Here is a 13817-nt window from a genome sequence, read left to right on the forward strand (position 1 = left end):
TTATGATTGTATTGTTTAATACTAACTTATTAGACCGGCATTATATCTGAGAAAAATCAAGATCATATTCTACGTTTATTTCAAAAGACCTTCCGGCAGCCTCTGTCAGGAGGTCTTTTCTTAAATTTAACTTATCTGAACTTGCTGCAATTATATCGTATGACGGCAATGACAAACTATAGGCAGTCAGCTGCTGTCTTTTCAAAAAATTGCCATTGATATCCTTAAAATACTTATTATAACTGTTTTTTCCATATTTCCCATCACCAAGCAATGGATGTCCGATATAAGACATATGTGCTCTTATTTGATGCGTTCTGCCTGTTATCAGTTCTATTTCCAGTTCTGAAAATGATTTTTGCTTGTTTTTGGCATTAGGCCATGATTTTAAAACCTTGTAGCCGGTAATAATCTGTTTAGCATTTTTGCCTGGTTTGTCATTTATGTACACATGATTTTCACGAGAATCTTTTTGCAGCCAGGCTTTTAGTACATCTGTTTTCTTTTCCGGAATACCTTTTACAAGACATCTGTATTTTTTGTTTATCAGACGATTTTTTATTAGTTCACTTATAAGCTCATAACTTGAGTTGTTTTTGGCCAGTAAAATCAAACCTGCTGTATTTCTATCTAAACGATGACATAATTTTATATTTTGATCTGACCATATTGAGTGAACAAGATCTATTAATGTAATTTCTTCTGAAATTTCATTTTCATTTTTATGAACTTGCAAACCAGCTTTTTTTGATAAAACCAGCAGATTATTATCTTCATATATTAATTCAAAATACTGATTGTTCTTACAAAAACTTTTTCCTTCTATTCCTTCGACAGAGTAATCAGAAATATTCAGATCATCTTTTATATTGTCAGGCCAATAGCAGGTGATTTTATCGCCACTTTGCAAGCGCAGATCATCTTTGCATTTTATATTATTAATGCGGATATCTTTGTTTTTTAATGCTTTGAAAATAACTGCTCCTGTGAGAGCAGGATTATGAAGTCTTATTATTCCTGATAATTTGTAATTATCGCAGTTGTCTGCAACTTTCCATTCCTGTTTTATGGGCATAAAAAACCTCAGCTCGTTAATAGTAATGCCGCCATTATTACAGATAACAAATCGATTGACAAGTTGAACAATGGATAAACCATCCCTGTAAAAAATAAAATACTCAGAAAAAAGGGTTCAATGATTAAAAATCTTGACCCTTCAATTTGCTTGATATAAACTTGTTAGGATATATGTTGCAATAAGAGGTGAATACAATGTCAGTAAAAACTGTGATGGTAATTTTCGGTGGTGTTTCTACCGAGCATCTGATATCGAGAAGATCAGCATTTAATATAATATCCGGTCTCAGAAAAGCAGGAAAGCGCATTATTACTCTAGGTATTACACAAAAAGGAGAATGGCTGCCATATTCTGGAAGTGATGAAGCAATCCTTGATGGATCATGGGAAAAATTTGCCAGAAAACAGTATTTGAGTGCCTGCGCAAGCAAAGACAATGATATTCCTTTGTCTCCAGAAAAATGGTTGATAAATTTGGTAGGGGAAAAGCCTGACTGTATTTATCCTGCCGTTCACGGCATAAATTGTGAGGATGGTTCTTTACAGGGTTTGCTGCAGCTTTGTTCTATACCTTATGTGGGTTGTAATGTTCTGGCTTCAGCAGCAGGCATGGACAAACGTCACAGTAAAATGATTTTTGAACAGGCTGAAATTCCACAATGCAAATATATGATTGCCAGGCGCAGTGAAATAGAAAATAATATTGATGCTGTTATTGAACGGATAAAAAAACAAATAGGGTTTCCCTGTTTTTTAAAGCCTAATCAAGGTGGATCTTCAGTTGGAACTAAAAGAGTAGATAACGTTGACTTAATTGCATCTGCACTTGCTGAAGTGGCTGATTATGATAATATTGTGCTGATAGAGGAATTCGTTAAGGCAAGAGAAATAGAAGTTGCAATTATGGGTAATGATGATCCTCAGACTGCTGTTATCGGCGAAGTTGCTACTGCAGAAGATATAGATTATTATGATTATGAAACAAAATATTTTAGTGCTGAAGGAGCAAAAATATTATTACCAGCTCCTTTAAATGATGATCAGGAACAAAGAATTCGAGACTATGCAGTTGATGCATATAAATCGCTTGGCTGTAGCGGGCTTTCCAGAGTGGACTTTTTTCTGACCGGCGAGGGAAAGATATTTATCAATGAGATAAACACATTGCCGGGATTTACTCCAATCAGCATATTTCCTCAGGCTTTTGCTAAATCCGGTTATACAATAGAAGAATTGGTAACACGCTTGTGTGAATTAGCTGTCGAGGAATTTAAGGCAGTACAGCGCCGGGAGTTGATATGACAGAATTAACGATAAACGAAAATTCTGAAAAGGAAATAATTGATCCTAATTCTGAAAAAGCAATTGGCATTTTTGATTCGGGGTTAGGCGGCCTTACAGTATTAAAAGAAATAATATCTCTTTTGCCAAACGAAAACACAGTTTATTTTGGGGATAGTGGAAGAACTCCTTATGGTAGTAAATCAGCAGATACAGTCAGGCATTATTCTAAACAGAATACACGTTTTCTACTTGATCAGGGTGTGAAAATGATTGTGATTGCCTGTAATACAGCTAGCGCCCAGGCTTATGACGAAGTTCAGAAAATTGCTGGTGTTCCGGTTATAGAAGTTATTACTCCAGGTGCCCAGGCTGCTATTACCCGTACCAAGAATCATCGTATAGGTGTGATTGGTACAAGAGGTACTGTGCAAAGTGGAGTATATGCTCAGGCTCTGGCTAGAGTCAGCGGTAGACCCCTTCATATTAGTCAGCAGGCTTGTCCTTTGTTTGTAGGTCTTGCTGAAGAAGGCTGGTGGGATAATGACATTGTTAAATCAATAGCCGGTGTATATCTGGAACCATTGATAAAAGATAGAATAGATACACTTGTTCTGGGCTGTACACATTATCCACTTTTGACAAATGCAATTCGCTCTGTGATGGGGTCTCAGGTTGATCTCATAAATGCCGGTAAATCTGTTGCTGAACAAGTGCAGGTTCATTTGAAACAGAACAATCTTTTAAATAAGCAGAAAACAGAGGGCTGGCATCAATATTTCAGCAGTGACAGCAGCAGCCATTTTCAACAGCTCGGAAGCAATTTTTTGCAAAAAAGAATAAAGGCAGCAGGTCATGTGGAAATTGAAAATTATTAAGATAGAGATCGAGGGGTAGCAGCTTATATGAAGCCAAATGTTCTGATTACAATAGAAGGACAACAATGGAGCGGACAAGAAGTCCCTGATTCAGTAAAATTGACGACTGAAGGCACTATGTTTCATCAGGAAGGTGCCTGGTATATTGTTTATGATGAAAGTGAAGCAACCGGCATGGAGGGAACAAGAACCACCATGCGGGTTGGAGATGATGGCATTGTTACTTTGCTTCGTCATGGTAGCCATGGGATGAAACTTACTTTTAGTGCAGGTGCTAGACACATAACAAGAATGGAAACTCCTTATGGAGATCTTGATGTAGGTATTTATACAAGTCTGGTTGACAATAAGATTGATCAAAGCGGTGGTTATGTTCATCTTGGATACAGCATTGATTTTAATCAGCAGGAACCTGTAAATACACGTTTAAATATGTTTATCAGAGAGCTAAAGTCAAAAGAGGATTGATCATATTATGACATTTGCACGAAATCTAAAAAATAAGGTGTTGAACAGTTGACAGATTGATCATTCTGATAGATAATATTGTTCGCGTCTGTGGAGGTATTATATGAAAATAGATGTGCTTTCACTGTCCAGAATGCCGGGAGAATCAATGCCGGTAAAGTTGGATGCAGAGAGTGTTAAATTAATTGTCCAGGATACAATTAATCAAAATCTTGAACAAGTTTTTTTTGATGGCTCTCTGAAATGCACTGATTACGGAGTATTCAAACTTGAAGGTAGGCTTAAGGCTGTTTTACGTGGTACATGTGACCGTTGTCTGGAACCTGCTTTGAGTGAAATAATTGTAGATGTTGATGAACAGTATCGACTGGTTGCAAATATTGATGAGAACCCGGAATCAGATGAATATTATGGCTATGCTGGCCATTCGATCATTATTGATCAGGCCATCAGAGACAATCTGCTGTTGAATATTCCTTTGCAGGTTTTATGTAAAGAGAATTGTTCCGGGTTTTGCCCGAAATGCGGCAGGAATTTAAATGAAGGTGATTGCGGATGTGTTAGTGATAACGCAGATGATACATCACCGTTTGGCAAATTAAGTAAACTGCTGCAGGACGACGAGGGTGTTCTGCGGACATAATGGAGGTGTAGAGGAATGGCTAATCCTAAACGTAAATGGTCCAAGGCCAGAACAGCGCGTCACAGATCAAACTGGAAACTGAGTGTGCCAGGACTGGTAGAATGCCCGCAGTGTCATACAAAGAAACTTGGACACAAAGTATGTAAAACCTGTGGTTATTACAAAGGCAGAGAAATTGTCAAGACGTCCGAAGCATAAGTTGGATCTGACAGTTTGTCAAATGTCAAAGGATCGTTGACGCAGCGGGGATGATTCTATCATGCTCGCTGCTTTTTTTCTCGAGGAGTCAATATGTCTGAACCCCAAGGACAGATAATCAGTCAGATTGTGACTGACAGTCTGGCATATGAGCTGGGAATCCAGCCTGGAGACCGCTTGTTGAGTATAGACGGTCAGCCGGTGCTGGACATTTTTGATTATCAGGTTAGACAATTAAATGAAAACCTGATTTTATTGTTTAGAAAAGCAGATGGCGATTTAATAGAATTTGATCTTGAAAAAGATGAAGATGAAGATTTAGGTCTGATTTTTGATAATCCACTGTTGACTGATTGTACTAAGTGCCACAATCGCTGCGTTTTTTGTTTTATTGATCAGTTGCCTTCAGGTATGCGCAAGTCTTTATACTTCAAGGATGATGATATGCGTATGTCGTTTTTGCATGGTAACTATGTTACTTTGACTAATATCAGTGATTTGGAACTGGAACGGCTTATTTCATATAGATTTTCTCCTATGAATATATCTGTTCATGCAACAGATCCTTTAATCAGGCAGAAAATGATGAATAACCGCCATGCTGGCAAGCTGATGGAAAGACTAAAAAAATTATCATCAGCGGGAATAAAACTAAATTGCCAGATTGTATTATGTCCAGAATTAAATGACGGTATTGTTTTGGAAAAAAGCCTGCAGGATCTTGCTTCTCTTGGCGATTCAGTTTTAAGCATTGCTATGGTACCTGTAGGTATTACAAGGTACCGGGAAGAAAATAAATTATATCCGATGAGACCGTTTTCTAAGCAGGAAGCTTTTGCTGTTATTGAGACTGTAAGACAATGGCAACAAAAAATGTTATCTGATACCGGTAGTCGTAAGATTTATGCCGGTGATGAATTTTATCTGAAGGCCGGCATACCTTTCCCGCCGAATTCGGAATATGAAGAATATCCTCAGCTGGAAAATGGTGTTGGCATGGCTGCATTGTTTATTGATACCTTGGAGGCTTATTTATCAGAACCAGGTAGGCAGCTTCCTGAAAATAAATACCGTATGGCATTACCGGCTGAAAAAGAATGTAATAAGCCTGGATTTTCTAAAATCAGAAAAAACGAACGTATGGCTGTGATTGCAACAGGTACAGCTGCCAGTTCGATAATCGACCCTTTTGTCAATAGATTGGCCGATTATACAGGTATTGATGTAAAACTAAAAACCATTATTAACGATTTTTTTGGGGATACAGTAACTGTTGCCGGATTGATAACAGGTCAGGATTTGATCAATCAGCTTAAATCATTTGTTGAAGAGCAAGCAAAACCTGATTATGATATTGTAACAATTATACCTGATTGTATGCTTAAAGCTGATGAAGATATTTTTCTTGATGATATCAGTTTAGAGACCTTGGCAAATGAACTGGGATGCTGTGTGATTGCAGTTCCAGAACAGGCAGAAGGATTATTGTACGGATTGTCAGAAATGGCTTTATAGATATTTAGATGTGAATTTTCATTTGATGAAAATTACTGCAGGAAGGAGGCTGATGTATATGAGTAAACCTGTTATTGCTGTTGTAGGTAGACCTAATGTAGGGAAATCAACTTTTTTTAACGGTCTTATAGGTGAGCGTGTATCTATTGTTGATGATATGCCAGGTATTACAAGGGATAGAATATATGCTGAAGGTGAGTGGCGGGGACGTAAGTTTTCGCTGGTAGATACAGGTGGTATTGAACCTAAGGCTGACGACTTGATATTAAGAGAAATGCGCAGACAGGCTGAATTGGCTATAGAAATGGCTGACATAATTATATTTCTTGTTGATCTGAAAACAGGCATGACTGCGGATGATGCAGATATTGCCGAAATGCTGCGCAAATCAACAAAACCAGTGCTGGTTGCAGTTAACAAAGCAGACCATGTTGGTGATATGCCAGCCGATGCTTATGAATTTTATAATCTTGGGCTTGGAGATATTTACCCTATCTCAGCTGTTCACAGACTGGGTCTTGGCGACCTGCTTGATGCCGCCTATGAATTTTTCCCAGATGAAGAAAACGGAGATGAAGACAGTGATTTAATAAAAGTAGCAGTAATTGGCAAACCAAATGCAGGTAAGTCTTCGCTTGTTAATCGTTTATTAGGCGAAGACCGTTCTATAGTTTCTGACATTCCAGGAACGACCAGAGATGCCATAGATTCTGAACTGTTTTGTGAACAGGGTCATTATCTGCTAATCGATACAGCAGGCCTTCGTAAAAAAAGTAGAATAGATGAGAGTGTCGAAAAATACAGTATGATCAGATCACTTGCAGCTATAGAAAGAGCAGATGTCTGTTTGATAATGATTGATGCTACTGAAGGTGTAACGGAGCAGGATACTAAAGTTGCAGGTTATGCTCATCAAGCGGGCAAATCTTGTATTTTGGTAGTTAATAAATGGGATCTGGTAGATAAAGAAACAGGAACGCTTGAGCAGTATCAAAAGCAGGTAAGAAGTAGATTTGCTTTTATGCAATATGCACCTGTAGTATTTGTTTCTGCATTAACTGGTCAACGTGTAAACCGTCTTTTGACACTTGTTAATCAGGTTTATGAACAAGGTGGTAAACGTCTGAGTACAGGTATGCTCAATGATTTAATAGCAGAAGCTGTTGCCATGGTACCTACTCCGCAAGATAAAGGACGGCATCTGAAAATATTTTATGCTACCCAGGTGGCAACAAGGCCACCTCAATTTGTATTATTCGTTAATGATACCAAGCTGATGCATTTTTCCTATGAAAGATATCTGGAAAACCAGTTCCGTAAGAATTTTGGTTTTATGGGAACTCCGATCTGGTTTATGCTCAGAGGCAAAGAAAAAAAGCAATAGTAGAAAGCAATAGTAGAAGGGAAGAACAACACGTGTCAAATTCTGATAAACTAATTAAAGATTTACGTAATATTGCCATTATCGCACATGTAGACCATGGAAAAACAACTTTGGTAGATGCTATGCTGCAGCAAAGTGGTATTTTTCGGGAAAATGAGGTAGTTGTTGAACAGGTAATGGATTCTAACGACCTTGAAAGAGAAAGAGGCATTACTATTTTGGCAAAAAATACAGCCATAACTTTTGATGATATACGCATCAATATTGTTGACACTCCCGGGCATGCTGACTTTGGTGGAGAAGTTGAACGTGTTCTAAAGATGGTTGATGGTGTTCTTCTGGTAGTCGATGCCTATGATGGGCCTATGCCTCAGACCAGGTTTGTTTTACGTAAAGCTCTGGAAATGAAGTTGATACCTGTTGTTGTTATCAACAAAATAGATCGTCCTGATGCCAGACCTATAGAAGTCGTAGATATGGTGCTGGAGTTGTTTATTGAACTTGGAGCTGATGATGATCAGCTTGATTTTCCGATATTATATGCTTCCGGTAAGGATGGATATGCTTGTCTTGATCTTAAAGATATTGAAGCGGGAACTGAAGAAGCAAACTGTTTACCTTTGCTTGAAACAATCAGAGATCATATGCCTTGTCCTAAAGGAGATGTTGAAGCTCCGATGCAAATGCTTGTTTCAAATATTGACTATGACAACTATATCGGCAGAATTGCTATTGGCAGAGTAGAGAGAGGAACCATCAGGCAGGGACAACAGACTGTGGTTTGTGGATATGATGATCAATCGCAGCAAAATGCTAAAATTGTGAAGCTTTTTAGATATCAAGGTCTTATGAGAAGTGAAATAAGCGAAGCCTCCGTAGGTGAGATTGTTTGTGTTGCGGGAATACCTGAAATTAATATAGGTGATACTATTTGCATGCAAGGCCATCCTGAAGCATTGCCTTTCGTAAATATTGATGAACCAACAATTGCTATGACTTTCAGTGTTAATGACAGTCCTTTTGCCGGCAAAGAAGGCAAATATGTGACTTCCCGCCACTTGCGCGACCGTCTTATGCGCGAAATGGAAACAAATGTTTCAATGCGTTTAGAAGAAACTGATTCAACGGAAGCTTTTGTTGTAAAGGGAAGAGGCGAGCTTCACCTTTCGATTCTGATTGAAACTATGCGCAGAGAAGGTTATGAGCTGCAGGTTTCTAAGCCGCAGGTTATTGTAAAAGACATCGACGGTGAAAAAATGGAACCGGTGGAACTTGTTTTAATAGATGTTCCTGAAGACTATGTAGGTGTGGTAATTGAAAAGCTAGGTAGGCGTAAGGCTGAACTTATAAACATGCTTCCTCCTGAAAAAGGATATACCAGAATGGAATTTAGAATTCCCTCACGTGGACTTATTGGCTATCGTTCTGAGTTTTTGACCGACACAAAAGGCAATGGTATAATGAACAGCGTCATAAATGGTTTTGAGCCTTGGAAGGGTGAGATAGAGACACGTTCACATGGTGTTCTCGTAGCATGGGAAAATGGTGATGCTGTTGCATATGGACTTTATAATGCTCAGGAAAGAGGCAGTTTGTTCATAGGTGCAGGAACCCCGGTTTACGAAGGCATGGTAGTGGGACGTAATCCCAAAAATGACGATATTGTTGTTAATGTTTGCAAGAAGAAACATGTAACTAATATGCGCGCTTCTGGTGCAGATGATTCTCTTAGACTTGTGCCGCCAATACAAATGAGTCTTGAACAGTTTTTGGAATTTGTATCAGATGACGAGCTGATAGAAGTTACTCCCAAAAATATTCGTTTGCGTAAAAGAATCCTTGATTCCGACCAGAGAGCAAGAATCAGATCAAAAAAGCTGCAAGGCAAATAAACTGATTAAGCAGGATTATTCAGCGGGAGGTTAAAGCCGGATGCTGTCAAAAAAAATATCTCGTACATTGTCAATTGTACTGGTGCTGTTTCTTTTAATATCTGTAACAGCGGCCGGATTTTATTTTGGATTTTCATATGTGTTGGCACAAAACAGCAGATTTGATGATCTTGAAGCAGCCTATGAACAGACTGGCAGGTCTCCTATTATTGAAAGTACGCCTGGTGCTATTGAAGTTATAATACCAAGAGCATCTGAAACAAGGGATATTGCCGAGATTCTTGAAAAAAAAGGTATGATAGGAAATACTCTGGTTTTTACAATACTTTCTAAATTTAATGGTTTTGATGGCTCTTACATAGCAGGCACACATTATCTTACCAAGGATTTGAGCTATGACGAGATTATGTTTATTTTGACTCAAAGACCTCATCCGGTTAGTGTTACATTCCCGGAAGGACTTACATATAAACAGGTAAAACAGCGGCTTCGAGATGCTGGAGTAAAGTTTGACGAAGATGTACTGGACAGTCTTGTAAGAAGACCTAATCAATTTCTGGATTATGATTTTGTAAAACAGATTCGGCCTTCTGCGGATAGAGAATGGCTTTTGCAAGGTTATCTTTTCCCTGACACCTATTTTTTTGATATTAATTCAGATGAAGAAACTATAATCAGAACTTTTTTGAATAATACAGATATTAAGTTAACCGATGAAATATATGCAAGAGCAGAACTTATGGGCATGACAATAGACGAGGCAATCACTTTTGCTTCTCTGGTACAGGCTGAAGCTGCAGATGCTACGGAAATGGCAGCTATAGGTGGTGTTTTCCATAATAGACTCAATGCAGATATGACTTTGAGTTCTGATACCACAATTAACTATCTGCGAGAAGAATTGGATATGGAGCCGGTTTTGTGGCTTAATTTGCAACAGATAGAAATGTTTAATGATAATGCATATAGTACACATGCTAATAAGGGGTTGCCTCCCGGAGCTATAAATTCTCCTGGGATTGCAGCAATAGAAGGTGCGCTCTGGCCGGCAAATGTTCCTTATTATTTCTTCAGTGCTACCGGTGAGGATGGGAAAACTGACTTTGCTGTCAACTTTGATCAGCATGAAGCAAACATTGCTGCTTATCAGAGAAGACTTGAGGATGAAGCTAATCAGGAAAATGGCGAAAATGAATAGAATTTTAACTGCAGGCATTGAGCTTCTTGCTCCGGCTGGTGATATGAATAAACTGGACATGGCGATAAAGTACGGAGCCGATGCTGTTTATATGGGTACAACTGCCTATAGTCTTCGCGCTGCCAGTGGTAATTTTGATTTAGAGACTGGCTTGCCGGCTGCTATAAAAAAGGCACATGATCATGATTTGAAGGCATATGTAACAATGAACATTCTTGCGATGCCGTCTGATATGATAAATCTGAGAGAAGCCATAAGAATTATCTCTGCCGGTGAACCTGATGCAGTCATTGTTTCTGATCCAGGTATTTTCTCAATAGTAAGAGAAGAATGTCCCGATATGGAAATACATATAAGTACACAAGCCAGTGTTTCCAATGCCAAAGCTTGTACTTTCTGGCATAAGCTAGGCGCTGCAAGGATTGTTCTTGCAAGAGAGCTGTCTCTTGAAGATATAAAAAACATTCGTTCAGAAATACCTGCTGATTTGGAGTTGGAGGCTTTTGTTCATGGTGCCATGTGTATGGCCTGGTCAGGTAGATGTATGCTTTCTGCTCATCTTACAGGTAGAAGTGCCAATAAAGGTGCCTGTACACAAACTTGCCGCTGGAAATTCAAATCTGAGCCTGAGCAAAAATATTTGTTAACCGAAATGAAAAGACCTGAGGATCAACTTTTGATGGAAGAAGATAATCGAGGCACATATATATTTAATGCCAAAGATATGTGTATGATTGAACATATTGCAGAGCTTGCCACAAGCGGTATAAACAGTTTTAAAATTGAGGGTAGAACTAAAAGCCCTTTTTATGTAGCAACTGTTGTAAAGGCATATAGAGAGGCTTTGGATAAATGGGCGAAAAATCCTGATCAATATCAGACTGATCCGCAGTGGCTGCGTGATTTATCTCAGACTGTACATCGTCCTTTTGACACAGGGTTTTATTATCAATCCCCATCTGAAGATGCCAAGGTTTTTGAAGATGATACTATGATACGTGAAGCCGCTGTTGTAGGTATGGTCAAAGCATGGCTGCCACAAAGTAAACTTGTATTGGTGGAACAAAGAAATAAAATTAATCTTGGCGATGAGCTTGAGTTAATTCAACCACGGGGCAGACATATAAAAATAAAAGCCGAACAAATATTAGATCTTGAAAAAAATATCATAGATTCAACACCACATCCACAGATGCTTTATTATTTGCCTATGGCAGAACATGTTACTTCTGGAGCATTTATAAGAAAAACAGGAGATAAAGATACGCCACGACATAATAAGCCATTTCAGGATAACTGACTATAATATGTCATCAGAATGAGAATAAGCATGATAATTATTGAAAGTGCATATTTCCAGTCTCCCGGAAATATCACTAATCTAGTTTGTTCGACTTCTTTTTCAGGTCTGCTGAGACCGCTGATTAATATAAGCATAGGAACAAGAGCGACTGCTGCTATACAAGAAGCAATAAGTGAAGCATACAATAATGACTCTGTTGTTTGACTGGATATTTCCAACATGCTCTGAGTCAGCCTTGGTAAAAGAGGATTAATGGCAAGCAAAGAAATATTCAGAGAGATATGGCAGAAAATTGCAGGAAATAAACTCATACTTTTGTATCTTAAATATCCAAGTAATAAACCTGATAAAAAAGGTGGCAGCATAAAAAGAGGATCATTATGAAATAACATAAAAGCGATAGCCTGCCAGATTATTACACTTGTTCCTCTGCCTCGCGTCGACAATCCTGCTTGAATTACCCCTCTGAACATCATTTCCTCAACTATAGCCGGAATGAGAGCACTCACAAGCAATACGATCAATTTTATTTGCCACGAAGCTGTCCAAATCATATTGGTATCAAAAGCATAAGGCGTCGTGCTTACGGGCAACTGCCAGTTGGATTTTACCAAGAAATATATCAAAAGATTATTTAATCCCTGAAAGACAACAGCAGCAGGCAGTCCTGCTGCAATACCAAGAATAACACTGCCAGCTCTTGGACGTTCCCCTGCAACTGCACCAGCAGGGATTTTGTAAATATATATTATAACTATAGCAGGAATAAAAATTAATATACCCTGAGTAATGATTCCGCCGGCAATAAAAGAATTAAAACTGCGAGCATATAACAAATCTGCGATTTCAGGTCGATTATCAGCCAAAAATCCAGAAATAAGATACAAAATAGTATGTATCAGCAATAAAGCTCCGGCAGCACTACCATCAAAAGATATGGAACTTTCATCTGCCGTAGTTATCAAGGGATTTCTTATCGAAGCATTTCCCTTGGAGAAAAAGTTTTTCAGTATATGTTCTTTTTTAGTATTATTTCTGTTTTTTTTCATAATTTTAAATAATTATCAGGTTGAGCCACCAGTTCCAAAGCTGATATATATTATCCTTAAATAGAAGAACAATTATAACAGATATGGAAATAAATGGGCCAAAAGCTAGTGAGCCATCTTTTTCTGGATTAATTCTTCTCATAATAAGCATGATTATTGCAGGTATAAGTGCAATTACAAAAGATAATACAAAAACCATAGCAATGCCTTGTAGACCGGTAAGAAGACCGGCAGCTGCCAGTAGTTTTACATCCCCCATGCCCATTGCTTCCTGATGCATTAACTTTGATCCTGCCCAGCCAATGGCCGCCAGAAGCAAACCACTTAAAAGACCTGCAGCTATTCTCATTAACAAATCACTAATCTTTCTGTCAGAAAAAAACCAGAGCATCAAAGCAAGAGGAATAAGAGCAACAACAAACTGATCAGGAATAATTCTTGTCTGAAAATCTGCGATTATTATCAAAAAGAGAATCATACATATAAGAAAAACAGCTGCGGGGTAAAAAAAGCTATCATATTGATTCAACAAAATCCATGATAAGACAAGTCCTGCAGCCATCAGTGAAACTGCAAAAGGTGTAAAAGGAATTTGCTGCTTTCTGTAAAGTTCGGCGTTAACTTTATTTTCACCATAATCAAGCAACCATGAAGTAGGCATCCTTCTAAAAAAGAGGAATACCGCAAAACCACAGACAATTGCCGCGATATGAATTATAATTCTTATCAGCACTTAAATTCTCCCCCCAGTAAAAACAGAGAATGTATCTGAAGACACAATTGTTTAACAAAAATCTGTCTTGTTAGATCTGTAAATATCACTTATGGTATTATATGTCATAATAAACAGCAATGATATATTATTTGGTGGAACAATAAATAAAAATTTTGCTGGTTATTAGCTGAAATGATAAAATTTCTGTATGTACTT

At 38.1% G+C, this 13817-nt stretch carries 13 protein-coding genes; 10 read left to right on the forward strand and 3 right to left on the reverse strand.

What is annotated here, in order from left to right; translation table 11 throughout:
- Positions 1-40 precede the first annotated feature (40 nt).
- Positions 41-1075 (reverse strand): RluA family pseudouridine synthase, encoded by a 1035-nt coding sequence (locus tag AC0KSB_RS15515; RefSeq protein WP_472310789.1) that lies wholly within the window; start codon positions 1073-1075, stop codon positions 41-43.
- 197 nt (positions 1076-1272) lie between these two features.
- Between AC0KSB_RS15515 and AC0KSB_RS15520 the strand changes: the two genes are divergently transcribed.
- From AC0KSB_RS15520 to AC0KSB_RS15565, 10 genes are all read left to right on the forward strand, one after another.
- A complete protein-coding gene (locus AC0KSB_RS15520; protein ID WP_472310791.1) occupies positions 1273-2379 on the forward strand; it encodes a D-alanine--D-alanine ligase family protein in 1107 nt (368 codons plus the stop codon).
- Positions 2376-3236, forward strand: a complete 861-nt coding sequence (gene murI, locus AC0KSB_RS15525; RefSeq protein ID WP_472310793.1) for a glutamate racemase — start codon at positions 2376-2378, stop codon at positions 3234-3236. The genes AC0KSB_RS15520 and murI overlap by 4 nt, the downstream gene beginning before the upstream one ends.
- Before the next feature lie 27 nt (positions 3237-3263).
- Positions 3264-3704: a YwiB family protein gene (locus tag AC0KSB_RS15530; RefSeq protein ID WP_472310795.1), complete on the forward strand. Its 441-nt coding sequence runs from the start codon at positions 3264-3266 to the stop codon at positions 3702-3704.
- A gap of 103 nt (positions 3705-3807) precedes the next feature.
- Complete coding sequence (locus tag AC0KSB_RS15535; RefSeq protein WP_472310797.1) at positions 3808-4347, forward strand: YceD family protein; 540 nt, start codon at positions 3808-3810, stop codon at positions 4345-4347.
- 15 nt (positions 4348-4362) lie between these two features.
- Positions 4363-4545 carry a 50S ribosomal protein L32 gene (gene rpmF, locus AC0KSB_RS15540; protein WP_472310799.1) on the forward strand — a complete coding sequence of 61 codons (183 nt, stop codon included), beginning with the start codon at positions 4363-4365 and terminating at the stop codon, positions 4543-4545.
- A 93-nt stretch (positions 4546-4638) separates the two neighbouring features.
- Positions 4639-6060 carry a DUF512 domain-containing protein gene (locus AC0KSB_RS15545; protein ID WP_472310801.1) on the forward strand — a complete coding sequence of 474 codons (1422 nt, stop codon included), beginning with the start codon at positions 4639-4641 and terminating at the stop codon, positions 6058-6060.
- A gap of 58 nt (positions 6061-6118) precedes the next feature.
- Positions 6119-7444: a ribosome biogenesis GTPase Der gene (gene der, locus AC0KSB_RS15550; RefSeq protein WP_472310803.1), complete on the forward strand. Its 1326-nt coding sequence runs from the start codon at positions 6119-6121 to the stop codon at positions 7442-7444.
- 32 nt (positions 7445-7476) lie between these two features.
- On the forward strand, positions 7477-9336 hold the full coding sequence (gene typA / locus AC0KSB_RS15555) for a translational GTPase TypA (RefSeq protein WP_472310805.1): 1860 nt from the start codon (positions 7477-7479) through the stop codon (positions 9334-9336).
- A gap of 40 nt (positions 9337-9376) precedes the next feature.
- Entirely contained in the window at positions 9377-10534 is a 1158-nt protein-coding gene (mltG, locus tag AC0KSB_RS15560; protein WP_472310807.1) for an endolytic transglycosylase MltG, read from the forward strand.
- Positions 10500-11834, forward strand: a complete 1335-nt coding sequence (locus AC0KSB_RS15565) for a peptidase U32 family protein (protein ID WP_472310809.1) — start codon at positions 10500-10502, stop codon at positions 11832-11834. The genes mltG and AC0KSB_RS15565 overlap by 35 nt, the downstream gene beginning before the upstream one ends.
- Here AC0KSB_RS15565 and AC0KSB_RS15570 read toward each other — a convergent pair.
- Together AC0KSB_RS15570 and AC0KSB_RS15575 are read right to left on the reverse strand one after the other, a co-directional pair.
- The gene (locus AC0KSB_RS15570) at positions 11822-12886 is read right to left on the reverse strand and encodes a lysostaphin resistance A-like protein (protein ID WP_472310811.1); all 1065 of its coding nucleotides are present in this window, start codon (positions 12884-12886) and stop codon (positions 11822-11824) included. The genes AC0KSB_RS15565 and AC0KSB_RS15570 overlap by 13 nt on opposite strands.
- 4 nt (positions 12887-12890) lie before the next feature.
- Complete coding sequence (locus AC0KSB_RS15575; protein ID WP_472310813.1) at positions 12891-13619, reverse strand: prepilin peptidase; 729 nt, start codon at positions 13617-13619, stop codon at positions 12891-12893.
- Positions 13620-13817 lie beyond the last annotated feature (198 nt).

The sequence above is a fragment of the Ercella succinigenes genome (assembly GCF_900002895.1).

What these genes read in the sequence shown, in the direction of transcription:
- AC0KSB_RS15515 (WP_472310789.1), bottom strand. Translation starts at nt 1,075, where the DNA reads ATGCCCATAAAACAGGAATGGAAAGTTGCAGACAACTGCGATAATTAC.
- AC0KSB_RS15520 (WP_472310791.1), top strand. Translation starts at nt 1,273, where the DNA reads ATGTCAGTAAAAACTGTGATGGTAATTTTCGGTGGTGTTTCTACCGAG.
- murI (WP_472310793.1), top strand. Translation starts at nt 2,376, where the DNA reads ATGACAGAATTAACGATAAACGAAAATTCTGAAAAGGAAATAATTGAT.
- AC0KSB_RS15530 (WP_472310795.1), top strand. Translation starts at nt 3,264, where the DNA reads ATGAAGCCAAATGTTCTGATTACAATAGAAGGACAACAATGGAGCGGA.
- AC0KSB_RS15535 (WP_472310797.1), top strand. Translation starts at nt 3,808, where the DNA reads ATGAAAATAGATGTGCTTTCACTGTCCAGAATGCCGGGAGAATCAATG.
- rpmF (WP_472310799.1), top strand. Translation starts at nt 4,363, where the DNA reads ATGGCTAATCCTAAACGTAAATGGTCCAAGGCCAGAACAGCGCGTCAC.
- AC0KSB_RS15545 (WP_472310801.1), top strand. Translation starts at nt 4,639, where the DNA reads ATGTCTGAACCCCAAGGACAGATAATCAGTCAGATTGTGACTGACAGT.
- der (WP_472310803.1), top strand. Translation starts at nt 6,119, where the DNA reads ATGAGTAAACCTGTTATTGCTGTTGTAGGTAGACCTAATGTAGGGAAA.
- mltG (WP_472310807.1), top strand. Translation starts at nt 9,377, where the DNA reads ATGCTGTCAAAAAAAATATCTCGTACATTGTCAATTGTACTGGTGCTG.
- AC0KSB_RS15565 (WP_472310809.1), top strand. Translation starts at nt 10,500, where the DNA reads ATGAAGCTAATCAGGAAAATGGCGAAAATGAATAGAATTTTAACTGCA.
- AC0KSB_RS15570 (WP_472310811.1), bottom strand. Translation starts at nt 12,886, where the DNA reads ATGAAAAAAAACAGAAATAATACTAAAAAAGAACATATACTGAAAAAC.